This is a genomic window from Billgrantia antri, assembly GCF_019430905.1.
Taxonomy (GTDB): domain Bacteria; phylum Pseudomonadota; class Gammaproteobacteria; order Pseudomonadales; family Halomonadaceae; genus Halomonas; species Halomonas antri.
The window spans coordinates 154,157-176,605 of record NZ_JAHYCA010000004.1; the positions used below are offsets into that span (position 1 = coordinate 154,157).

Annotated in this window: 18 protein-coding genes and 1 pseudogene; 5 read left to right on the forward strand and 14 right to left on the reverse strand. The window is 63.9% G+C overall.

All coding sequences use genetic code 11. From position 1 onward, the window contains the following. Positions 1-6 precede the first annotated feature (6 nt). From KPL81_RS12230 to KPL81_RS12285, 12 genes and pseudogenes are all read right to left on the reverse strand, one after another. Complete coding sequence (locus KPL81_RS12230; RefSeq protein WP_240549221.1) at positions 7-1,455, reverse strand: polysaccharide deacetylase family protein; 1,449 nt, start codon at positions 1,453-1,455, stop codon at positions 7-9. A 5-nt stretch (positions 1,456-1,460) separates the two neighbouring features. Then, the gene (locus KPL81_RS12235; RefSeq protein ID WP_219792432.1) at positions 1,461-2,387 is read right to left on the reverse strand and encodes a GNAT family N-acetyltransferase; all 927 of its coding nucleotides are present in this window, start codon (positions 2,385-2,387) and stop codon (positions 1,461-1,463) included. Then, positions 2,384-3,046, reverse strand: a complete 663-nt coding sequence (locus tag KPL81_RS12240) for a GNAT family N-acetyltransferase (protein WP_219792433.1) — start codon at positions 3,044-3,046, stop codon at positions 2,384-2,386. Before KPL81_RS12240 ends, KPL81_RS12235 begins: the two co-directional genes overlap by 4 nt. Beyond that, positions 3,046-4,671, reverse strand: a complete 1,626-nt coding sequence (locus tag KPL81_RS12245; RefSeq protein ID WP_219792434.1) for an asparagine synthase-related protein — start codon at positions 4,669-4,671, stop codon at positions 3,046-3,048. The genes KPL81_RS12240 and KPL81_RS12245 overlap by 1 nt, the downstream gene beginning before the upstream one ends. Beyond that, positions 4,668-6,113: a lipopolysaccharide biosynthesis protein gene (locus KPL81_RS12250; RefSeq protein WP_219792435.1), complete on the reverse strand. Its 1,446-nt coding sequence runs from the start codon at positions 6,111-6,113 to the stop codon at positions 4,668-4,670. The genes KPL81_RS12245 and KPL81_RS12250 overlap by 4 nt, the downstream gene beginning before the upstream one ends. 22 nt (positions 6,114-6,135) lie before the next feature. Further along, positions 6,136-7,221, reverse strand: coding sequence for a DegT/DnrJ/EryC1/StrS family aminotransferase (locus KPL81_RS12255; protein WP_219792641.1), 1,086 nt, complete (start codon positions 7,219-7,221; stop codon positions 6,136-6,138). Between the two features lie 51 nt (positions 7,222-7,272). Beyond that, positions 7,273-7,866: pseudogene (locus KPL81_RS12260) on the reverse strand (acyltransferase); the annotation flags it as partial. Positions 7,867-7,874: 8 nt separating this feature from the next. Further along, entirely contained in the window at positions 7,875-8,825 is a 951-nt protein-coding gene (locus tag KPL81_RS12265; protein ID WP_219792436.1) for a Gfo/Idh/MocA family oxidoreductase, read from the reverse strand. Positions 8,826-8,853: 28 nt separating this feature from the next. Then, positions 8,854-10,170, reverse strand: coding sequence for a nucleotide sugar dehydrogenase (locus KPL81_RS12270; RefSeq protein WP_209478197.1), 1,317 nt, complete (start codon positions 10,168-10,170; stop codon positions 8,854-8,856). A gap of 112 nt (positions 10,171-10,282) precedes the next feature. Then, a complete protein-coding gene (locus tag KPL81_RS12275; RefSeq protein WP_209478195.1) occupies positions 10,283-12,481 on the reverse strand; it encodes a polysaccharide biosynthesis tyrosine autokinase in 2,199 nt (732 codons plus the stop codon). A 35-nt stretch (positions 12,482-12,516) separates the two neighbouring features. After that, positions 12,517-12,975 carry a low molecular weight protein-tyrosine-phosphatase gene (locus KPL81_RS12280; protein ID WP_219792437.1) on the reverse strand — a complete coding sequence of 153 codons (459 nt, stop codon included), beginning with the start codon at positions 12,973-12,975 and terminating at the stop codon, positions 12,517-12,519. 10 nt (positions 12,976-12,985) lie between these two features. Further along, positions 12,986-14,095: a polysaccharide export protein gene (locus KPL81_RS12285; RefSeq protein ID WP_219792642.1), complete on the reverse strand. Its 1,110-nt coding sequence runs from the start codon at positions 14,093-14,095 to the stop codon at positions 12,986-12,988. Between the two features lie 811 nt (positions 14,096-14,906). Between KPL81_RS12285 and KPL81_RS12290 the strand changes: the two genes are divergently transcribed. Genes KPL81_RS12290 through KPL81_RS12305 form a run of 4 tightly spaced genes read left to right on the forward strand, consistent with a single transcriptional unit; the run spans position 14,907 to position 18,894 of the window. Further along, a complete protein-coding gene (locus KPL81_RS12290; protein WP_219792438.1) occupies positions 14,907-15,236 on the forward strand; it encodes a hypothetical protein in 330 nt (109 codons plus the stop codon). After that, positions 15,236-15,985: a YjbF family lipoprotein gene (locus tag KPL81_RS12295; RefSeq protein ID WP_209478189.1), complete on the forward strand. Its 750-nt coding sequence runs from the start codon at positions 15,236-15,238 to the stop codon at positions 15,983-15,985. Before KPL81_RS12290 ends, KPL81_RS12295 begins: the two co-directional genes overlap by 1 nt. 15 nt (positions 15,986-16,000) lie before the next feature. Further along, entirely contained in the window at positions 16,001-16,783 is a 783-nt protein-coding gene (locus tag KPL81_RS12300) for a capsule biosynthesis GfcC family protein (protein WP_219792439.1), read from the forward strand. Next, positions 16,780-18,894, forward strand: a complete 2,115-nt coding sequence (locus tag KPL81_RS12305) for a YjbH domain-containing protein (RefSeq protein ID WP_338035612.1) — start codon at positions 16,780-16,782, stop codon at positions 18,892-18,894. Before KPL81_RS12300 ends, KPL81_RS12305 begins: the two co-directional genes overlap by 4 nt. Before the next feature lie 80 nt (positions 18,895-18,974). On the opposite strand, the gene gcvT is transcribed toward KPL81_RS12305, so the two are convergent. Both gcvT and KPL81_RS12315 read right to left on the reverse strand, forming a co-directional pair. Then, positions 18,975-20,090 carry a glycine cleavage system aminomethyltransferase GcvT gene (gcvT, locus tag KPL81_RS12310; protein WP_219792440.1) on the reverse strand — a complete coding sequence of 372 codons (1,116 nt, stop codon included), beginning with the start codon at positions 20,088-20,090 and terminating at the stop codon, positions 18,975-18,977. Positions 20,091-20,179: 89 nt separating this feature from the next. Continuing rightward, a complete protein-coding gene (locus KPL81_RS12315) occupies positions 20,180-21,586 on the reverse strand; it encodes an alanine/glycine:cation symporter family protein (RefSeq protein ID WP_219792441.1) in 1,407 nt (468 codons plus the stop codon). A 464-nt stretch (positions 21,587-22,050) separates the two neighbouring features. Here KPL81_RS12315 and gcvH point away from each other — a divergent pair, with 464 nt between their 5' ends. Further along, positions 22,051-22,443, forward strand: coding sequence for a glycine cleavage system protein GcvH (gcvH, locus tag KPL81_RS12320; RefSeq protein WP_209478183.1), 393 nt, complete (start codon positions 22,051-22,053; stop codon positions 22,441-22,443). Positions 22,444-22,449 lie beyond the last annotated feature (6 nt).

Consider the following 22,449-nt stretch of genomic DNA (forward strand, 5'->3'; position numbering starts at 1 on the left):
CGTCGCTCAGTCGGCCAGCACGCGCTCGTAGAGCTCGCGCTGGGCACTTGTCGTCAGTTCCGAGTTGTGCCACAGCAGAGTGAAGGTACCGCCCATGGTGCGACAGCGCGCCTTGAGCCTGCTGAAGCATGCGAAGGCCTCCTCTCCGGTGCCGAGCCCGAGGTAGAGCGGCGAGATCACTGACGCCTCCATGGCAATCAACGGCCGGATACGCAGCGCCAATGGCTCGCCCTTGACCGGGTCGAACGCGGGATAGTCGAAGCAGGTGCCACAGCGGAAGCCCGGCGCTTCGGCGTATCCCAGCGTGGTGTCGTAATCCAGCCCGGCCTGGACGTATCCCTGCAGCGTCAGCGGCATCTGCCAGCGCAGATAGTGCATCCGTCCGCCCCACTGCGCCTGCTCGATCCCCTCCTCGGCACAAACCCGGCGCAAGCGCACGGCTTCGTTGGCCAACTCCTTGGGATTGCGGAAGGTGTGGTAGCTGGGGTGCAGGCCGATCTCATGGCCGCGCTCATGCATGCGTCGCATGAGATCGCGCATGGCCGGATGTTCCGGTTCGTAGTCGGCATCCTTGCGAGGGTCAGTGCGGCCGCAGATGAAGTAGAAGGCGCTGGTCAATCCATAGCGCTCGGAGACATCCATCAGCCAGTCGAAGGTATTCAGCGGGTCCAGCGGGTGCAGCCGACGACGGGTGCTCAGGCGAACCCAGGGGCCTACTACCAGCGCCTGGGGGCGATGGTGTAGCAAGGCATCGCCCAGCATGGCCCGGGCCAGCTTGACATCGCGGGCAAAGCCGTAGCGACTGGGGCGGTCGACGTCGTGGGTCGGGCGCTGGGTGAACTCGTGCTGGCGCAGTACTACCCACGGCCACTGGCGCTGGATCGCCTGGCCCAGCACCGCCAGCCACTCGTCGACCACGGGTCGCTCCAGATAGCCGTACCGACCGGCATGGGAAGCGCTGGCGGGAAAGCGACAGTGTCGATCGAGGACTTGCGGATCGACCTCCTCCTGCCGCGACAGCATCCAGTAGGTCAGGCCGAGGATGTCGTAATGGATCGCCAACCCATCCGCGACCGGCTCCACCAGCGGCCGTGGCAGGCTAGCTGCCCCCGGGGCCGGTAGCGGCATGTCGAGCGGTGCGCGGTAGCCTTCGCTCGTTGCGTCCCACTGAGTGTGCGGCAGGTCTCCGCCGGCCAGGTAGAAGCCCGGCTGCAAGCGGTCGAACAGGACATGACCCGGCGCATCGGCGTGGCGTAAATAGAGCCGCTCCGGGCCATCGCGCTCCAGCCGCAGCGGCACGCCGAAGCGCTCCAGCAGGATCCGCTCCAACCAGGCGAGCACCGGTTCACCCGAGGTGATGCCCGACGAGACCACTGACAGGTGATCCGACACACCGGCCGGTATCAGCGAGGCGTTCGGCCGCGCCGGGGAATTCCTATTGTAAAGTGCGCTCATGTCATTCACTTGGATTCCCTCTTCATCAATGTACGGGCCGTGACATATGCCTCACGGGCCAGCTGACGAATGCCTCGCTGACTGATCGCGTAATGGCACACCAAGCGCCCGCCCCATGCCTCTTTCATCTCCGCCACCGGCGCGATGTTGGCGCCGATGAAATCGAAGACCGTGCATCCTTGGCGCTCGAAAAAGTCGAGCGCCTCTTCGGCGACAAGATTGTTGACGCCATCCTTCATGGCCTCCGTCTTCATGCCGGCCGACCACGCCAGGGCATGGCCGCCGGGCGTGAACAGGCAAACCCGCGTTCCCATCGCCTTGCCTTCGGAGCTGCGCGCAAGGAAGCAGACGAAATGCTCCGGCCCCATCAGTTCGGCCAGGCGCGAGAGTTCGCCGGCGTCGAGGCGGTAATCGAAGCCCTTGCGCGCCTCCGGACCCGCCAGGCATTCGGCCACTGCGGGGTAGTCTTCAGTGATCTCGCAGACGTAGCCGAGCCGGCGGCATTTGCGCGCCTTCTTGCGCGCGTTGGGGTCGATGGCTTCTTCGCGCGTGGCGATGTCCAGGTGATAGGTGAAGCGCGGTCGCGCCGCCATGTTGGCCCATTCGAACGGCCGCACGTCGTCCGCCTCCGAGGAGAGGCTGAGGCTGCCACCGAATTCGCATTGCTGCAGGTACTCGGCCAGCCGGGTCAGGGCCAGGCGCTTGCGCCGATTGCGCGAGGCGGGACGCTCGCTGGCGCACTGAAAGTCGATGGGTAGATGAGGGTTGCGCGGCGGCGTTACCAGGCGGCCCTGGTGGTTGCGATAGAGCACGGTCTCGAGGCGCCAGCCGTCACCCTTCTCGGGCGTGAACGACAGCGGTTCGGCCGTCAGCCCCCAGCGTTGCTCGTTGAAGCGAATCCATCCGGGATGGAACAGGGGATCGTTCGTCATGGTACGGCTTTCCTTTCCGTCTCCGTGGTCGGAGGCTGCGGTTCGGGTTCCGGTGTCGGTTCCTGCGTCGCGTCATCCTGGTAGTCATCGTCGAAGTCACACACCAGGTAATAGCGCAGCTCGCCGCTGACCGGGTCCTGGTAGCGGTCGACGATGCGAAAACCGAGACGCAGGCTGGGCTTGAGCGAGGCGACGTTGTCCGCCGAGATGCGCGAGGAGTAGCCACGCACACCGTTGGCACGAAAGTGCAGGATGGCCGTGCGGCGCAGCTCGGTGGCCAGCCCGCGACCGCGATGGGCAGGGTGAACGCCGCTGAAGCTCGAATGCACCCGCCCCTCGTGCAGGTCGCGGCGGCTGAAGCCATAGAAGGCGGCACCCACCACGCGCCCCTTGACGTCCAGGGCAACCACACCGAGGCGATTCCCCGCCAGGCGATAGAGCCAGCGCCGGGGTAGGTCCAGCGTGCGGCCCTCGTGCAGTTCGGCATACAGCGACAGGGCACCGGCCAAATGAGGAGGCCGCATGGCACATAAGCGGTAGCCATCGTGGTGCCGCAACGGCACGGTGGTGAACCCCCGAGCTCGACGCAGATTACGGGCAATCAGCGCGGCCGCCTCGAAGACGACCCGGACATATCGGTGCGGTGTGTGAAACGACATCAGCAGAACCTCTCGAGGAACAGTTGTGCCGCAACGCCGTTGTGCGAATAGCCTTGTGAGCGAAGGCGCTCGAGGGCCTCGGGAGGGAAACGCCCGGTGGATGCCAGGGTGTTGCCCTGCGCCAGGCCCGGCAGCAAGCGCGCTACCATGCGCTTCAGGTGTGCCCCTGGGCCACGGCGCAGGGCTGCCAGGCGGCTCAGACGAGCGCGCAGGCTCCGACGGGACTGCTGCGCGGCGTTGCCCAGCGGCGCCCGATGGCCGCTGACCTCGGCGAACAGGGTCTCGACGAAGTCGACGTAGCCGGCACGCCCCTCCAACCAGTGGAGCGGCAACGATTGCCAGACGTACATGAAGTCACGGTCATAGAGCGGCATCCACCAGTCGTGGCCGAAGAACTCGAAACAGCGAACCGAATTGACGATGAACTTGGCCTGGCGCTCCTGCCAGCCAAACTGCACGAACCAGCGAATGAACTCATCCGGCTCGAGGGGCACGTCCAAGGGGTAATCCATGGCCAGTCGCGGCAGCACGCGCTCCGCAAACAGCGCCTCGCCCTCCTCGCTGGTATTGAGCATGAAGTGACGCTGACGCAGCGCCTCACCCAGCTCGCCCGCCGGCATCAGGCGGCCTGCCCGTCGGGCCTCGAATACGTCGGGTGGCACGAAACCGGTCACGCAGCAGTGACCGGGGGCGAACAGCGAACCCGGCTCGACCAGCCCCTGCTCCGTCAGCTGCTTGACCGCAAGCCAGTCCTGCATGTTGGCGATACCGTTCCAGCCCGAAGCCCATTGCTGGTAGCGCCAGTACGGCTCGCTGTCGGCAACACGCCCCCACGCCTGCTGACTGTACTCGACGAAGGTCCATGGCAGCCCAAGAGCACGTGCCACCTCTCGGCTCACCTTGGCCTCCTGGTTGTCGCGATAACCATAGGCATAGGTCAGTACGCGCGGGTAGCGGCAGCGCGCCAGCAGCGTAGCGATCAAGCGCGAGTCGTAACCACCGCTGAGCGGCACCACGATCTGACGCCCGTTGGCCGCCTCGACCAAGCGTTGGCACGCCGCCTCGACTCCCTCCTCGAGACGGGCCTGGCCAAGGCCGTCGTCCTGAGTCGGCATGACGTGATCCTGAAAGCGGTAATAGCGTGCCAGCGACAGGCTCACGGCCGACTCGGCATCGCTGACCACAAGCGCCTCGCCGGCACGCAGCTGCTTGACACGGCGAAACAGCGTGTCGCGACCGGTGACATAGCCGGCCAGCTCGAAATCGGCCTTGGCCTCGTCGTCGACCGACACCTCACCGACCCGCTGCCGGACCCAATCGGCATCGTCGCTGAGATAACACGCGTTTCCCTGAATGCCATAGAACAACGGAATCGAGCGCACGCGATCCACCGCAGCCACCACACCGCTCGTCGTCTGCCGCACCAGGGCGTAGAACCCGTTGAGATGCGCCAGACGCTGCTGCCAAATATCGTGGTCTTCGACCGGCTCAAGCCGTGCCAGCGCGTCCTCGGACGCGAGACGCTGGCCATCGAGCCAGACACTGCCGCAGACATGGCCACGCCCGTCGGGCAGCTCATGCATCTGCCAGCGTGAGGAGCTAAAGTGACAATGGATGGAACTCATTGGTAGGCCCTTCGAAGCAGAAAGACATAGCGCACCCCCAGCAGCACGGCGCTGAGCAGCAGCGCAGCACTCCATGGCAGCCACACGGGTGCCAGCCAGCTGGCGGCCAGCAGCGGCGCCAGCAGCGCCACCCCCCAGCCCAGCGCCGTAAGGGTGGCCGTCGCCAGGACCCGCGGCGGGTTGTCGGTCAGGCGGGCAATCCAGACCAGAAAGCCGGTCCAGCAAGCGGCGCTGCCCAGCGAGAACAGCGCCACTGTCAGCAGCAGGTCGTCCCGCAGGGCACCAATGGCAATGGCCGCCACGCGAACGCCGAGCAACAGCGACTGAAAGATCAGCCCCTGGCCTTGACGCTCCAACACCGAAAACAGATGGCTCAACGGCGAGGTGATGAATACCAGGTAGAGCCAGGGCGCCATCCAGCGGGCGAACTCACCGGCCTCGCGCCAGCGTTCGCCGAAAACCAGGGCGAACAGGTCCGGGCCGACCGCTATGAGAATGAGCACCGGCGGTATTGCCAGCTGCGCCAGTATGGCGTGCACCCTGGCCACCAGTTGGCCCAACTCCCCTTGTCGGTGCGCCTCGGCGGCGCTGGCGAAGAACACCTTGCCCACGGCTTCACCGATGAGTGTCATGGGCATCGCCAGCACACGATGCGCCAGGGCATAGAGCCCGGCGGCCACGGGGCTGAACAGCGCGGCGAAGAGCAGCGGCGGGAGCTGCTTGCCCAGGGTATTGAAGAGCCCCGACCAGGACGAGAGCAGCGGGAACTTGCGATAGCGGCACGCCGCCGCCCACATTCCCGCCGCCGTGACCCGATGCTCACCGATGGCGCTCACTGCCGGACGCGCCAGCGTCAACGTCCCGGCGCCCTGGCCCGCGGCATGACCGAGCAGCAGGCCACCGCCGCCCAGCGGGCTCGCCACGAGTTGGATCGCCAGTAGCGCCAGCGACTGCTTGATCCGTGTCGAGGCCAGCGCGGAGAAGGCACGCGTGCGCACCGCCCAATGGCTGACCGCCTGATAGCCACCGGCAAAGGCCACGCCCAGCGGCAGCAACCACAGCCAGCGGTTCAGCGAGGGCACGCCCAGCGCCTCGGCCAGCGCCTTTCCTCCCAGCAGCACCAACAACAATGCCAGCAGCGTGGTCATGGCCACGACCGCCAGGCTCAGCGCCAGCACCTCGGCCGCCTCACGCTGCGTCTCGGGGAGCGGGATCGCCAGTTGATAGCGACCGCTGGCCACCACGGTGAACAGCGCCAGCAGGCCGCCATATACCGCCAGCAGGCCGAAGTCCTCCGGCGCATACAGCCGGGTCAACAGCGGCGCCGCGGCGATGGCCAGCAGCTGAGCTCCCGCCGTACCGCCCACCAGCACGCTGACACCGCGGGCGAAGGTGTGGGTCGGTAGCAGGCGTCTTGCCGGTATGACGAGCCGATTCAGCACATGTCCCTCCTTGGCGTCCGGCTCAGGCCACTGCGTCGCCGAGTGCCGTGACGATGCGCTCCTGATCCTCTGGGGAGAGGTACGGGTGCATCGGCAGGCTGACCACGCGACGCGAGGCCGCATTACCGATCGGCAGGTCGACCCCCGGATCGGCCACCGCCGGCTGCCTGTTAAGCGGTATTGGATAGTGCACGGCGGTAGGAATGCCGGCCTCGGCCAGTCGCGCAATCACCACCTCACGGTCATCCACTTCCACGGTGTACTGGGCGTAGGCGCTGGTGTTGTGAGGCTCGACATGAGGCGTCGCAAAACCGTGCGCACGCAGCAAGCGGCCGTAGCGTTCGGCGACCTGCTCGCGCAGCCTCAGTTCCTCGTCGAGGATGTCGAGCTTGGGCAGCAATATCGCCGCCTGCAGGGTATCGAGGCGGCTGTTGACGCCGATCCGGACATGGTAGTAGCGCCGCCCCTGGCCGTGACGGGCGATCTGGCGCAGCACCTTGGCCAGTTCGTCATCGTCGGTGAACAACGCACCACCGTCGCCATAGCATCCCAGCGGCTTGCTGGGGAAGAACGATGTCGTGGCGATCTGCGACAGGCTGCACGAACGCCGGCCGCGATAGGTGGCGCCGAAGCTCTGGGCGGCATCCTCGATCACCGGGATACCGTGACGTGCGGCTATCGCGTTGATGGCGTCCATGTCGGCGCACTGGCCATACAGCGATACCGGAATGATCGCGCGAGTGCGCGGCGTGATCGCGGCTTCCAGCTTTTCCGGATCGATCAGATAGGTGCGCGGATCGACATCGACGTATACCGGTCGCGCACCCAGCAGCGCCACCGTCTCGGCGGTGGCGATATAGGTGAACCCCGGCGTGATCACCTCGTCGCCGGGCGCGATGCCTAGCGCCATCTGGGCGATCTGCAGTGCATCGGTGCCATTGGCACAGGTTATGCAGTGGCGTACGCCGACGTACTCGGCCAGGCGCGCCTCGAGCTCCTCCACTTCGGGGCCGAGGATGTACTTGCCATGCTCCAGCACGCTGCGGATGCCGGCATTGATACGTTCGCGAATGCGCACCTGCTGGGCCTTGAGGTCGATGAACTCCATACGATGACTGTCCTTGTCGGCGGTCGGCGCTTCCTGCGCCGGGATGCAGCGGAGGCTTTTACCCTCGAGCCGATAGCGATCGCCGGTGTGCGGGCAGATCACTTCGCCTTCGCCCTCCAACGGCAGCTCGAGACGTTCTCCATGGCGGCTCATCCAGCCCTGCTGGCGGGCGGGCACACCTAGCATGAGAGCGAAATCGGGCACATCGCGGTTGACCACCGCACCGGCACCGATGAACGCATGGCGCCCCACGGTCACGCCGCAGACGATGGTGCAATTGGCGCCGAGCGTCGCTCCCTCGCGCACCAGGGTGTCGCGGTACTCGTCCTTGCGCTCGACCAGCGAACGCGGATTGTAGACGTTGGTGAAGACCATGCTGGGGCCGCAGAAGACCCCCGTCTCGAGCGTCACGTTGTCGTACACCGAGACGTTGTTCTGCACCTTGCAGTGATCGCCGATGACGGCCCGGTTGCCGACGAAGACGTTCTGCCCCAGCGAAACGCCACGGCCTATGCGAGCACCGCCGCAGACATGGACGAAGTGCCATACACGGGACGCTTCGCCGATCTCGGCACCGGCGTCGACGATGGCGCTGGGGTGAATCTGTACACCGGGATACCGGTGGTCGTGCGGTTGGCTATCCATGGCGAACCTCACATCAGGTGCCGCTTGAGGCAGGGGTGTGCCTCGTTGCGGGCGGGGATTTCCAACGACGCGTTGCGAATCGTATCGACGGTCTCGATACAGTGACGCGCACTGTCGAGCCCAAAGCCGCGCCCGGCCAGAATCTCCTGGTAGGAGACCGTATGCAGATCGGTGAAGCCTCCGGAGAACTCGATCTCACGGCCTTCGCACAGAATTGAGCGGTAAGTGGTCTGCTGGCCCTGCACGCTGCTCGGCAGGTCGTTGCTGTCGATCGACAGGAACCAGCGCACTCGCGCCTTCTGGTACTCGAGATAGCCCGCAGCGCGATGGTCGTCGAGGTAGTGAACGACGTTGCGCTCCAGATCGCCGAACACGAAGTGCAGCATGTCGAAGAAGTGCACGCCGATGTTGGTCGCCACGCCGTAGGATTTGCGCGGGTCTCCCTTCCAGCTCTCGTGATACCACTTGCCGCGCGAGGTGATGTAGGTGAGTTCGACGTCGTACTTGTCGTCCCGCGGTGTGCCGGCCACGCGCTCCTTGAGCTCGACGATGGCCGGGTGATGACGCAGCTGCAGTATGTTGAACACGCGGCGTCCGGTCTCCTGCTCGACCTTGCCGAGCTCATCGAGCAGCGCCGGCGTCGGCACCAGCGGCTTCTCGCAGATCACGTTGCAGCCCAGCCGTAGGCCGGCGGCGATATGGGCATGGTGAAGGTGATTGGGCGAGCACACCGAGACGTAGTCGAGCGCCGTATAAGGATCGCGCTTGCGCTGCCACGCGCTCTCCAGAAAGCGCTCGAACTCGGTGAAGAACTCGCTTTCCGGCGAGATCGAATCGATGATACCCACCGAGTCGTTGACGTCGTAGGCCATCGCCAGGTGGTTGCCGGTCTCCTTGATGGCCTTCATGTGGCGAGGCGCGATATAACCGGCAGCGCCGATCAGGGCGAAGTATTTCATGACGGGTACCTGTGCATGGGACATGAGGTCAGGCCTTGATCACGCGATCTTCGTTGACGCCACGGTAGATGCCGCGGGTATCGATGATCAGACGGGCATGGGCGCGAATCATGTCGTAATCGAAGCGATCATGATCGGTAGCGAGCACGACGGCGTCGTATTCGGCCAGGGTGGATGGCGAGAGGGGCACGCTCTCCAGTTCGAAGTGATGCTCGCGCATGGGCGGAAAGACCGGCACGTGAGGGTCGCTGTAGGCCACCTCGGCCTCGCGATCACGAATGCGCTCCATGATGTGGACCGAGGGCGACTCGCGCATGTCGTCGACGTTCTTCTTGTAGGCGATGCCCAGCACCAGCACGCGGCTGCCCTTGAGCGCCCGGCCATGCTGATTGAGTCCTTCGATCAGCTTGCCCACCACGTAATCCGGCATGGCCTGGTTGATCTCGCCGGAAAGCTCGATGAAACGGGTGTGCAGGCCGTACTCACGGGCTTTCCAGGTCAGGTAGAATGGATCGATGGGGATGCAGTGGCCACCCAGTCCCGGTCCCGGGTAATAGGGAGTAAAGCCGAACGGCTTGGTGGCCGCGGCGTCGACCACCTCGAAGATGTCGATGCCCATGCGGTCGGCGACGATCTTCATTTCGTTGACCAGCCCGATGTTCACCGCCCGGTGAATGTTCTCGAGCAGCTTGGTCATCTCGGCGGCCCGGGTGGAACTGAGCGGCACCACCTGGTCGATGGCCGGGCGGTAGAGTGCCACGCCGGCCTCCCGGCATGCCGTCGTATGGCCGCCGACGACCTTGGGAATGGTGCGTGTCTCGAAGTCGGGGTTGCCCGGATCCTCGCGCTCCGGCGAGTAGACCAGGAACAGCGACTCGCCGACCGCGAGACCGCTCTCCTCGATGCGTGGCAGCAACTCCTCCTCGGTGGTACCCGGATAGGTGGTGCTCTCCAGCGAGATCACCTGGCCCTCGCGAAGGTGTCCCTTGAGCGCATCGACGGTACCGATGACGAAGCTAATGTCGGGTTCACGGTACTTGTTGAGCGGCGTCGGCACGCACAGGATCAGCGCATCGGCTTCCGCCACGCGGGCGAAATCGGTGGTCGCCTCGAACCCGGCATCCCTGGCCTGAGCGACTCGCTCCGAGGAGATGTGCTCGATGTAGCTCCGTCCGGCGTTGAGCTTTTCCACCTTGCCCGCATCGATGTCGATGCCCAGCACGCGGTAGCCGATATCGCTGTAGCGCAGCATCAGGGGCAACCCCACATAGCCAAGCCCGACGATCCCGATCACGGCTTCCTTGCGCTCGAGCCGGCCAATCAGACGATCTTTGATAGTGGTCATGACGCTTCCATGGTTTTCGAGTGGTAGTGATCGGCGCGCGGCCAGCCGGCCTCACGCCAGGGAACGGCCTGCGGTGGCAGGCCCGGACAGCGTTGGTTGGCGCCTGCAACGCTCAGGTCTGGGTGGTCTTGTAGGCATAGTGGTAGTAGCCGTAGCCATAGCTGGTGGCGGCCTTGCGTTCGATGGCATTGAGGATGCCGCCCTTGACCGAGACGCCGCTGGTCTCGAGCCGGCGAATGGCGACGTCTACCTCGCGTGGCGGGTTGAGTCCGAAGCGCGCCACCATCAGCGTGGTACCGCAGTGATGGCCGATAACCGCAGCGTCTGTCACGGCCAGGATCGGCGGGGTATCCACGATCACCAGGTCGAAGCGTTCGCTCACCGCATCGAGCAGCCGCGTGAAGCGCTCGCTCATCAGCAGCTCGGCAGGATTGGGCGGCGCCTTGCCGCGGGCCACGTAGCAGAGCCCGTTGATCGGTGACTGACGGATCACTTCATCGAGCCCGGCCTTGTCGGAGAGCACCTCCGACAGCCCACCCTTGCTGTCGGCATTGAAGGCGGTATGAACGTGCCCCTTGCGCATGTCGGCATCCACGATCAGCACGCGCTGACCGCTCTGGGCAATGACCGCGCCCAAGTTGATGGAAATGAAGCTCTTGCCGATGTTCGGGCTCGGCCCGGTGATCATCAGGCGGTTGTCGTTGGCTTCGAGCATGGCGAAGTGCAGCGAAGTACGCAGGCCTCGCAGCGCCTCGATAGCGGTATCGTCCGGCGCGTTCTGAGCCAGCACGCCATTGGTCACGGCTCGACCGCGTCGACGATTGTGACGTTTGACACGCCGCACCAGCTTCTGCTGGTCATCGGAGAGCGGCACGGTGGCATACACCGGCAACCCCAGGTCCTCGATCTGCTCCGCACTTTCCACACCACGATGCAGAATGCTGCGCAGGATGACGAAAGCCACCGCCAGAAAGGCCCCGACTAGCGTGAGCATGGCCACCGTGACCGGCTTGCGTGGTTCCACCGGACCAGGCTGGGCAACGGCATCGTCGAGAATGCGCACGTTACCCACGGTACTGGCCTTGGTGATGTTCATCTCCTGGATCTTGTTGAGCAATTGCACGTATACCTGCTGGGTCACCTCGACATCACGCGTCATGCGCAGGATTTGCTGCTGGGTCTCGGGCAGTCCATGGATGCGCTCGTTGAGTCGCTCGCGGTCGCGCTCCAGGTTGTTGCGCTTCTCCATCAGAGCGGCGTAGAGCGGGTGCGAGGCGTTATAGCGCTGACTCAGCTCGGCCTGCTCCATCTCCAGCTCTCCGAGCTGGGTGTCGAGCTCGACGACACGATCCAGCACCGAGCGCGTCTCGAGGTTGAGGTCGAGGCTGTCGTGTTCCATGCGAAAGGCGTTGAGAGCATCTTCGGCGGCTGCCAGGTCGTTGCGCACCTGGGGCACCTGTTCCTCGAGGAACTCCAGGCTCTGCTGCGCCTCGGCACTCTGGCGCTCGACATTCTGGGTCAGGTAGATCTGAGAAATTGCGCTCAAGGTGCGCTCGGCGCGGCGGGGATTTTCATCGAGCAGCGTCATGTTGAACACGCCACTGTCACGACCACGCTGGCCAACGCTGAAGCGCGAGCGAAGGCTGTTGATCGCGGCCAGACGGGTACGGCGCACCACGGTGAACTCCGCGCCCTCACCGGCCTGCAGTTCGGCTACGCGCAGCTCGATCCGCCCCTCGTCGAAGCTTTCGGTGGTTCCCACCTGGCCTTCGCCGAGCAGGGTCTCACCATGGTAGAGCCGATAGCTGCCGGCCTCGCCGGTCACCAAGCGCAGCGCGCGCCCCAGCCATTCTTGATCGACACGCAGCTCGCCCACGTTGAGGTGCTCTCCTGCCCAGACGCTGCGCTGGGCAAACCCGGGGCGCTCCATCCCGCGCCTGACCAGATAATCCCCTACGACCGCCATGCGAGTCGGAATCACCTCGATATCGAGGCGTTCCTGGTCGACGGCCTGACCGAGCACCATGCGTGAGCGCAGAATCTCAAGTTCGGCTTCGGCCTTGGTTTCCTCCTCGAGGATCGAGCGCACTTCGGTCAGCGGATTGCTCAACCCCGTTTTGCCTTCGACCTGCACGAGAGCATCGGCCCGGTAGATCGGCGTCGCCAGTTGAACATGGATCACGGCTGCCACGGCAAAGACGGCCGTCACCAGCATGATCAGCCACTTGTTGTCGAGCAGGACGCCGAACAGCCTGCCCAGGTCGATATCGTCATAAGCGGGGCGTGAGCCCGTCTTGATCTCTTTCACCATTGCTAGAGTCCTGGCGTGAAAGGTGGTCGTTCGCTTCAGCTTCGCGAGCTGCCGAGACGCGCCTGCCATAGCCGCGCCGCCTCGGAAAGCTGGCGATGCACGCGCACAAAGACCTCTTCGTTCCTGCGATAGGGATCGGGGATGTCCACCCCATCACCCGCCTCTCCCGGCAACCAGCGACCGAAGCGCATGGTCTTGCCGGTAGCGAAGGGAAACTGCTCGGCGATCGCCAACCGCTGGCCTTCGCTCATGACCAGCACCAGGTCGGCCTCGCGAACCATACCGGCATCGATCTGGCGCGCCCGGTGGCGGGAGAGATCGAGGCCATCGGCCTCGGCCAGGCGAGCCGCCGCAGGATCGGCAGCATGGCCGACCAGTGCCCCCAGGCCCGCCGATGCGATGCGATGACCGGGCAAGGCCCTCTTCAATAACGCCTCGGCGACCGGGCTACGACAGATGTTGCCGATACACACCACGAGCACTTCCTGAAACATTCTCTTCCCTCTATTCACGGACTCGATCCATCTCACGCCCGGTGCGTGTGGTCTGGTAGAGGCTACTGACGGTGGGCAGCAACTGACGAACAACACGGTTCCACCGCCCCAGCGGGGTAGTCGTCACGTACACCACATCGGTAGGTTGCAGAGTGAACTCGGCGCCCAGCATCAATGCGGCGGCATTACTGGCGTCGAGCTGGTAGACCGTGGCGAGTTTGTCGCTGTCCGAAGCTGCCCGGCGAATGACGAAGATCCCCGAGGCATCGGCGTTGCCCTCGTTGATTCCCCCGGCCTCGGAAAGCGCATCGGTCAAGGTGAGCCGGCTCGCCCCCATAGGCAGGCTCGTGGGTTCGCGCACCTCACCCATGACGTAGACCTTCTGATTACTGTTGTCGGGCACGTGCAGCACATCGCCATCCTGCAACAACATGTCCCGATCGAGACGACCGTTGTTGAGCATTTCATGGAGCGAGAAGCGCATTTCCTCGCCATCCCGCGTCAGCAGCACCTCGTGCCAGTTGGCGTGCTCCGCCAGCCCTCCGGACAAGTTGATGGCATCGAGCACGCTCATCGGCACGTTGCGGATCGGCAGCGGGCCGGGCTCCTGCACGGCACCGGTGACGTTCACCTTCTGCGAGTTGTACTGGGCGACCTGCACCTCGACTTGCGGCATGGCCACATAGGGCTCGAGCCCTCGAGCGATGATTTCACGAACCTCTCGCACCGTGCGCCCTTCCACTGGAATACGACCGATGAAGGGATAGAAGATGGTTCCATCGCTATGCACGGTGTTGCCCGACTCCGCGGCACTACGCTCACCGCCCGCAGGTATGGTCAGCTCCGGATGGCCATAGACGATGATAGTGAGTACATCGCCCTTGCCGATGAAATACTCGTAGCCAGTGACGCCTTCACGCAGGGCGTCGCCGACCCTCTCCATGTCATCGGCCTCGAACCCTTCCTGACCCTGGCTGCGCACGAGCCCGAAAGTAATGGGCTCGATGTCGACCAGGTCGTCGATCGGCGCAGCGTCTGCCTCATAATCGATATGCCCGCCCGGGGCCAAGGCGCACCCTCCTACAGCGATCAGACCAAACAAGAGAAACAATCGCCCCATCCGGAGCCGCAAGAAGTAACGATTCATCGAAATATCACTCGCGTGTCATTATTAACTCGGACCCTGTCGTCTTAAGCAGTCGCTCGTGTCTCTATTATTATTCATTAATGTCGCCAGCGAGTGACACGGAGAGAAACGAACTTACAACATCCACTTCACTTAGATTTCCCACCCTGACACTGCAACTAGGTACTTTCGTTGTCATTTGGCGACACTGACAAAATCAAACTGTCCCCTCATGTCGACACCCATACCCCAAACTCATCCCTAAGAATAATTAATTGTCGATGCTGTTTAATAAGGACACCCCACCTGCCACCAGCCTATCGCCAGGCACGCTACCGCCACGAGGTTAAACGACGATCCCCGAGGCCACGCGCATCACCTTGATCTCAAGGCGAAAAAATCCAGCGGCATGAACCGCGATACGACGTGAACTCAAGGAATTCGATAAGACAGGGCCTTTACATCCATGCAAGGCACCAAGTGAACACGGCCAGAATAATCCTTTTTTTTGCTCGTCACTACCCCCTACCGCATTCTATACATTTTTTTACCCTTATATACAGAAGCACACTTTGAAACAAGATAAGTTTCTTTCCTGACATAAAGAAATAGGTTATCAATTGCCCCACTCAAGCCAACCCCCATGATAATTTAAACATCACGGGGGTAAACTTGCGCAGCCCATCTTTGATTGCCTGCCGACGGCAGGTGGGCCAGGTAGCCATCCGTAGAAAGACAGGTGGATGCACTATCCGGCCACTCGTCCCGCCGGTAGTAACCGGCGCAATAAAGGAGCCATATCGATATGCTTGAAACCATGAAGTTGCGAAGACGCGTCGCCACCCTGGCGGGCGTGACGCTGCTGGGCCTCGCGCCGCTCGCGCTGGCACAGCAGGCCACGCCTCCCCAGGGCACGCCAGGCGCCCCGGGCAATACGGCCGCTACGCCCGCACCAGGCGCAGTGGCCAGCGGCGGGCTTGCCGCGGGTGTAGGCGCCGGTGCCGAGGCCCCGGGGAGTTCCGGGCAAGCACTGGCCGGCGCAGTGAGCCGGGGAGCCGCCGGAATCGGCGTAGCGATTGGCGCCTCCGGCACCGGCACTGGTACTGGAACGGGTACCGCTACCGGGACGCGCTGATGAGACGCGACAAACGGTGCAAACGTGTACCGACACAGGGCCGCCGCAAGGCGGTCCTGCTTCGCTTGCTGCTGTTGGGTAGCCTGGTCACGGGCCTGACGGCCTGTGCCAAAGGGGGTCAGCTGACGCCGATGGGCGCCACGCTAATGGGGGGACGCCAGGGCGAGGACCCGGCAGCACAGGCAAAAGCACTGCCTTACGCGACACTGGTAGCACACCTTCAGGGCAATGAGGCCCTGCTGGTCATGGCGCACCGTACGGGAGAGCGCGGTCGCGATACCTATTGGCAGGCGGGCGACCGTGCCACGTTGCACCTGCGCGATGGCATGCCTGCAAGCACGGCTGGCTTCGAAGCGACTCTGCTGGGACGGTGGCACTCGGCGGAGCCAGGGCCTACCGGACAGTATCGGGTACATGCTCACTGGCGCGATGCAGACGGCCAGGAGTGGCAAGACGAGGCGGTGGCAAGCCTTACCTGCGACGCGGCTCAGCCACTCGAGCTTCCACTGACCCGACTATCGTTGGAGCGCTGCACCGAGCGACTCGACTGGGTGGGCAGTGATACGCACAGCCGCGGGACGTTCTGGCGCGAGCCGGGCAGCGAGCGGATTTGGGGGGGTGACATGGCGCTCTGGCCGCATGGCCCACGCCTGCGCTGGCAGGTGGCGAGGCCTTGGTGGAGCGATGCCGAGGACACCGAGCGCGATGCCGGGCAGTCGAGCCGGCCCGATATCGTGCCATCGTCGTAATAGAAGAGAGCGAGAATGACCCGACGCCCCCCCACCCGTGCCGGCGGCTGGCGCATAGCCTGCCTGAGCACCCTACTGGCCCTGCCCCATCACGGCCACGCCGAGACCTTGCGGCTCTCCGACCTGTGGCTCGCGCAGCAGGCCCTGCCCGAACCAGCCGCCTACAGCTACTTCTTGCTGGAGCGGCAACAACAAGCCGAGCAGCGCCGGGCCAGGCGCCTGCACGAGGAGCTGACGACCCTTATTGACTGGCATGACCTCAGCGGGCGTACCGACCTGGCGCGTGGCTTGGAAGCCTGGCAGGCCACCATAGACGAACTGCAGTCGGCCCCGGCACGCACACCCGCCAGGGCCGATCTCGCCGCCCTGCTCGCCGCACCGCGTCATGATCCGATGCTGGCTTCGCTGGCCGCCGTTGGGCACTGTGACGTTCCCGACTGGGTAGAGCTGTGGCATTTCGGTGGCGTAACGCGTCATCAATGGGCCCCGGAGCTGAGTCTGCGAGATGTGCTCAACAAGCAAGCGGACTCCCAGTGGGCACGCGCCGACGAGGCATGGCTCATTACCCCACAAGGGGCTCCTCGCCGCATTGGGGTCGCCGCGTGGAATGCCAGCGATGCGCCATTGGTTCCCGGCACTCGCATTGCACTCGCCCTCGCCGAACCGGTTCAGGAAGCCGCCTGGGTCAATCGTGCCCTGCCAGGCTTCCTGGCCACCCGCCTGCCCGGCGATACCTGCCATACCATCGCCGTGCCGGAAGCCGCGGGTCAGGTCGATTCAGGAGGGCCAGCCACGTGAAGCGATCAAACCCAAGATCGCCCTGCCTCGCACCATTGACCTTCGCCATTGCCGTGGCCATGGCCACGCCAGCACTCGCCAACCCCGGCCAGCCTCGCCTTGGCACCGGGCAGAGTGACTTCGGCGGCGTAGGACTGATGCAGACGCCTACGGCTCGGATGGCACCGCTTGGAGGGTTCGCCTTTTCGCTGTCACGCACCGCACCATACCGACGCTACGGGCTTTTCTTCCAGCCCACGGAGTGGCTCGAAACCGGCTTTCGCTACGTCGAGGTGGAAAACCGTCGCTATCTGGCTGCCAGCGATGACCGCAACAACCTCGACAAGGGTATTGACCTCAAGGTGAGATTGCGCGAAGAGGATCGCTACTGGCCGCAAATTGCGGTTGGCGCGCGCGATATCGGCGGTACCGGACTTTTCTCGGGTGAGTACCTGGTCGCCAGCAAGCGTTGGCACAGCTTCGATTTCTCCTTGGGTATCGGCTGGGGCTACCTGGGCAATCACGAAGACTTCACCAATCCTATGGCCCAGTTGGACGAGCGCTTTGAGCGACGCACCGGATTCAGCTCGGGAGGAGATGGAGGCGACTTCAACCTAGGCAGTCTGTTCAGCGGCCGCAGTGCCTTGTTCGGCGGGATCGAGTACCAGACACCATGGGATCCGCTGGTGCTTCAGCTCGAACTGGATGGCAACGACTACCAGCATGAGCCGCAGCGTAACGACCAGACGCAGACGTCGCGCGTCAATCTCGGTGCTCGGCTGCGCCTCACCGACGGCATCGAGCTCAAGGCCGGCTGGCAGCGCGGCGACACCGCCATGATCGGTATCACCCTGGCCACCAATCTGGCCAGCATCTCCCAAGCCAAGCGAGATCCAGCCCCCGTCGAACTGACACCACCCCCGACCGAGCACACCCGCGACTGGAACGGACTCAGCCGTGAACTGGACGCCAATGCCGGCATCGGGGTCTATCGCATCCACCAGAACGGAACCAGCGTGACCGTCGAGGGCGAACCCACGCGCTATCGCTCGCTCGCCGAGAGCGAACTGCGTGCCGCGCGTCTGCTACACAACCATCTCGACAGCGACGTGGAAACTTTCCGGTTCCGCTGGCATGAACGTGGGATGGCGCTGCGCGAGAGCGTTCACGACCGTGACACCCTGATCGCTGCAGCGTCATCCAGCGAGAATAGCGTCGCCTATCGTCATGGGCTCTACTCGCATGCCATGCTTCACCCGACACAAGGCGAGGTGCTGCATGAAGCCGCCCCACGCGGCCTCAACTACAGCCTGGAGCCCCAGCTCGAGCAGAACTTTGGCGGCCCCGACGGCTACCTCTACCGGATATCCGCCAACCTAGCCGGCGAGTACCGCCTGGGAGCCCAGCACTGGATCTCGGGCTCTCTCACCTACACGCTGGCCGATAACCTTGGCAAGTATCGCTATATCGGCTCCTCTGACCTGCCTCGCGTGCGTACCCATATCGGCGACTATCTGGCGGAAACCGACATCGGCATCAGCAATCTCCAGTACACGCGTACCGCCCGACTGGGTAACGACTGGTACGCCCTGGGCTACGGCGGGCTGCTCGAGACGATGTTCGCCGGCGCCGGCGCCGAACTGCTCTACCGCCCGTTCAACAGCGACATGGCTCTCGGCCTCGACCTCAATTGGGTCAAGCAGCGTGAATTCGATCAGCGCTTCGAGATGCGCGACTATAGCACCTGGACGGGCCACTTGACCGGCTACTGGCAAACCGACTACGAGGACATGCTGGCCAAGGTCAGTGTCGGTCGCTACCTGGCCGGCGATCTCGGCGTCACTTTCGACGTCTCCCGCGAGTTCGACTCCGGGGTGCGCCTCGGCGGCTGGGCCACGTTCACCGATGCCGGCAGCGATTTCGGCGAAGGCAGCTTCGACAAGGGCATCTACCTATCGCTGCCGCTCGACGCTTTTTTCGTTCACTCCACGCGACAGCGGGCCAATCTCTCCTGGAGTCCGCTCACCCGCGACGGTGGCGCCCGCCTTGCGCGGCGCGAGTCACTCTACGAGCTGACCGAGGAGCGCAGCATGGGCCGCTACTGGCAGGATCAAGCCGAGCTGGTGCGTTGACCGCAGGACTGCCGCTGAAACGACCAGGCCACCGCATGGAAATGCGGTGGCCTGGAAACAAGATAACGGTATAAACGCGATCAGCCGCGATAATAGCCCGGCGCCACGAACGGCATCTTGCTCACGACCATGGGCAGGCGCTTGCCACGGACTTCGGCATAGACCGTGGTGCCGAGATCGGCCTGCTCGACATCGACGTAGCCCATCGCCACAGGCTGCCCCACGCTGGGCCCGAAACCGCCCGAGGTTACTTCACCAATGCGTTGACCGCTCTCGCTGTAGAGTTCGGCTCCCTCACGCACCGGGGCACGCCCTTCCCCCAGCAGGCCAACCCGCTTGCGACGATGATCCCTGGCATCGACCTGATGCAGGATCACATCGGCCCCGGGGAAACCGGCCGAACGTTCGCCGCCGTGGCGACGCGGCTTGCCGATGGCCCAGATCAGTCCGGCTTCCACCGGCGTGGTCTCAGTGTCGATATCGTGGCCATACAGACACAACCCCGCTTCCAGGCGCAAGGAGTCACGCGCACCCAGGCCAATCGCCTCGACTTCCTCTTCCGCCAGCAGGCGGCGCGCCACTGCCTCGGTCTCGCTAGCCGGCACCGAGATCTCGAAGCCGTCCTCGCCGGTATAGCCACTGCGGCTCACCCATACGGACACGCCATCGATCTCGAAGCGGCCGTGCTGCATGAACACCATCTCGCAGGCCTGCGGACAGTACCGGCGCATGACGTCAACGGCCTTGGGTCCCTGCAGGGCCAACAGGCCACGCTCCAGCACCTCGACCCGATGCTCATCGACGAGGCCGGTCTCGAGCAGTGCCACGTCCTGCTCCTTGCACGCGGCATTGACCACCAGGTAGAGCACTCCATCGCCAGGGTTGGCCACCATCAGGTCGTCGAGAATGCCACCCTCGTGACCGGTGAACAGTGCATAGCGCTGCATGCCTTCGGGCAGGCCCACGATGTCGGCACACACCAGCGTCTCGAGCGCCTCGGCAGGACGCGGACCGTGCAACAGGATCTGCCCCATGTGAGAGACATCGAACAGGCCACAGGCGGCACGGGTATGTTCGTGCTCCTTTTTGACCCCAAGCGGGTACTGCACCGGCATCTCATAGCCGGCAAAGGGGACCATCTTGCCTCCCAGCTCGAGATGCAGGTCGTGCAGGGGGGTACGCTTGAGTTGGCTCATGGGGTTTCCTCATGACGTGATGGGAGGCGAGAGACCAGCCACGGAGGGAGAGGCACACCAGGGTGCCTCTCCATCGTCGCGGCAGTCGTTCAGTGCTTGTCGTGGTCCAGATCCTCGCCCGGCAGCACGGTCTCGCCGTTGAAATAGTCGCGCGTCACCTTGAATACCACGGGCGACAGCAAGGCCAGCGCGATCAGGTTGGGAATTGCCATCATGGCGTTGAAGGTGTCGGCCATCAGCCAGATGAAGCCGAGCTGGGCCATGGCGCCAAGCGGGATCGCCAGCACGAACAGCACCCGGTAGAGCATGATCGAGCGCGTACCGAACAGGAACTGGAAACACTTCTCACCGTAGAACGACCAGCCCAGGATGGTGGTGAAGGCGAAAACCGCCAGCGCCAGCGACACGATCTGGTTGCCCCAGCCCGGCAAGGCCGCATCGAAGGAGAGCGCGGTCAGCGAAGCCCCCTGCTCGCCGTCGATCCATACCGTGGAGGTCAGGATGACCAGTGCGGTGATGGTGCAGACGATGATGGTATCGATGAAGGTGCCGAGCATGGCGATCAAGCCCTGGCGAACAGGGTTACGGGTCTTGGCCGCCGCGTGGGCGATGGGCGCGCTGCCCAGGCCCGCCTCGTTGGAGAAGATACCGCGCGCCACGCCGAAGCGGATCGCTGCCATCACCGCCGCGCCGGCGAAGCCACCCGCCGCCGCCACCGGATTGAAGGCGTAGTAGAAGATCAGACCGAAGGCTTCGCCGATCTGGCCTGCATTGACGATGAGCACCAGCAGGCCCGCCACCACGTAGGCGATACCCATGATCGGAACCAGCTTGCCCGCAACCTTGGCGATGCGCTTGATACCGCCGAGGATGACGGCACCCGCCAGGACCATGATGACCACGCCGGTCATCCAGGGAGGAATGCCGAAGGTGGAGTCGAGGGCGTCGGCCACGGAGTTCGATTGCACGGTGTTGCCGATACCGAAGGCAGCCACGGCGCCGAAGAAAGCGAAGGCGCCGCCCAGCCACAGCCACTTCCTGCCCAGACCGTTCTTTATGTAGAACATCGGGCCGCCGACGTGGTAGCCAGTGCTGTCGGTCTCGCGGAAACGCACCGCGAGCACTGCCTCGGAGAATTTCGTCGCCATGCCGACGAGCGCAGTGATCCACATCCAGAACACCGCACCGGGTCCGCCCAGGGCGATCGCCGTTGCCACGCCGGCGATGTTGCCGGTACCGATGGTGGCCGACAGGGCCGTCATCAGCGCGTTGAACGGAGAGATTTCACCCTCGTCGCCCGCCTTCTTCGCCTCGCCGGGCGCCGGCTTGGCATCACGCCCTTGCCACATCAGCTTGAAACCGGTGCCCAGCTTGCGGATAGGCATGAGCTTCAAGCCGATCTGCAGATATAGCCCCACCCCCAATAGCAGGATGAGCATCAACGGCCCCCAAACCACGCCGTTGATGGCGCTGAATATCGCTGTCAATGTTTCCACGAACGTATCCCTCTGTTGTTTAGACTGTTTTTAAGGCAATTTCCGAAGATCCCCACTATCGGACGGCGCTACCATAGCGGAAAGTACCGCAATCGTTCCACCAGGTCACAAAGCCTGCTGCCAGTCGTTCGTCTTGTCTCGGCTGCGCAAGCTTAGCGCGTGTTTCGTATCGGAAACAAATATCGTATGACCGTATGACTTACATTTTGGCGACACGCACAAGCCTGGCCTGGCTCCCGAGCAACACGTTTCACAGCGTAGTGAGCCTCTCCTGCCATGTCGAATCCCAGCGCTGCACAGCGGAGAGCTTACTCTTGCGCATCTTGCACTGGACGCCTGCCACCCTAGACGCCACGCTATCGATGCGGCACTTCTAGCGCATTACCCCAGGGCTCGCCAAACGGCGTCAATGGCGTTAGCATTCGTCGCACAGACAGAAACCTTTTTCGTATAGGAAAAATATCATGAGCTCGATCCCTGCCAACCTGCGCTACAACGACAGTCACGAGTGGGTGCTCGACAATGGCGACGGCACCGTCACCATCGGCATTACCGATCATGCCCAGGAAGCCCTTGGCGACGTCGTGTTCGTCGAACTTCCCGAGGTGGGGCGCACCCTCGCGAAAGGAGAAGAGTTCGGCGTGATCGAATCGGTCAAGGCTGCCTCCGACCTCTATGCCCCGCTGGCCGGTGAGATCGTCGAGGTCAACGAAGCCCTCGAAGATGCCCCCGAGACGGTCAATGAAGCGCCCTATGAGGGCGGCTGGATCATGAAGGTTCGCGTCGAGGATGCAGCTGCCGTCGAAGCACTGCTGGATGCCGAGGCGTACCAGGCCGTGGTCGACAGCGACGCCTGACCGGCT

Excerpts from the sequence above, each read along its gene's own strand:
- KPL81_RS12230 (WP_240549221.1), bottom strand. The coding sequence starts at position 1,455 with ATGAGCGCACTTTACAATAGGAATTCCCCGGCGCGGCCGAACGCCTCG.
- KPL81_RS12235 (WP_219792432.1), bottom strand. The coding sequence starts at position 2,387 with ATGACGAACGATCCCCTGTTCCATCCCGGATGGATTCGCTTCAACGAG.
- KPL81_RS12240 (WP_219792433.1), bottom strand. The coding sequence starts at position 3,046 with ATGTCGTTTCACACACCGCACCGATATGTCCGGGTCGTCTTCGAGGCG.
- KPL81_RS12245 (WP_219792434.1), bottom strand. The coding sequence starts at position 4,671 with ATGAGTTCCATCCATTGTCACTTTAGCTCCTCACGCTGGCAGATGCAT.
- KPL81_RS12255 (WP_219792641.1), bottom strand. The coding sequence starts at position 7,221 with ATGGAGTTCATCGACCTCAAGGCCCAGCAGGTGCGCATTCGCGAACGT.
- KPL81_RS12265 (WP_219792436.1), bottom strand. The coding sequence starts at position 8,825 with ATGAAATACTTCGCCCTGATCGGCGCTGCCGGTTATATCGCGCCTCGC.
- KPL81_RS12270 (WP_209478197.1), bottom strand. The coding sequence starts at position 10,170 with ATGACCACTATCAAAGATCGTCTGATTGGCCGGCTCGAGCGCAAGGAA.
- KPL81_RS12275 (WP_209478195.1), bottom strand. The coding sequence starts at position 12,481 with ATGGTGAAAGAGATCAAGACGGGCTCACGCCCCGCTTATGACGATATC.
- KPL81_RS12280 (WP_219792437.1), bottom strand. The coding sequence starts at position 12,975 with ATGTTTCAGGAAGTGCTCGTGGTGTGTATCGGCAACATCTGTCGTAGC.
- KPL81_RS12285 (WP_219792642.1), bottom strand. The coding sequence starts at position 14,095 with ATGGGGCGATTGTTTCTCTTGTTTGGTCTGATCGCTGTAGGAGGGTGC.
- KPL81_RS12290 (WP_219792438.1), top strand. The coding sequence starts at position 14,907 with ATGCTTGAAACCATGAAGTTGCGAAGACGCGTCGCCACCCTGGCGGGC.
- KPL81_RS12295 (WP_209478189.1), top strand. The coding sequence starts at position 15,236 with ATGAGACGCGACAAACGGTGCAAACGTGTACCGACACAGGGCCGCCGC.
- KPL81_RS12300 (WP_219792439.1), top strand. The coding sequence starts at position 16,001 with ATGACCCGACGCCCCCCCACCCGTGCCGGCGGCTGGCGCATAGCCTGC.
- gcvT (WP_219792440.1), bottom strand. The coding sequence starts at position 20,090 with ATGAGCCAACTCAAGCGTACCCCCCTGCACGACCTGCATCTCGAGCTG.
- gcvH (WP_209478183.1), top strand. The coding sequence starts at position 22,051 with ATGAGCTCGATCCCTGCCAACCTGCGCTACAACGACAGTCACGAGTGG.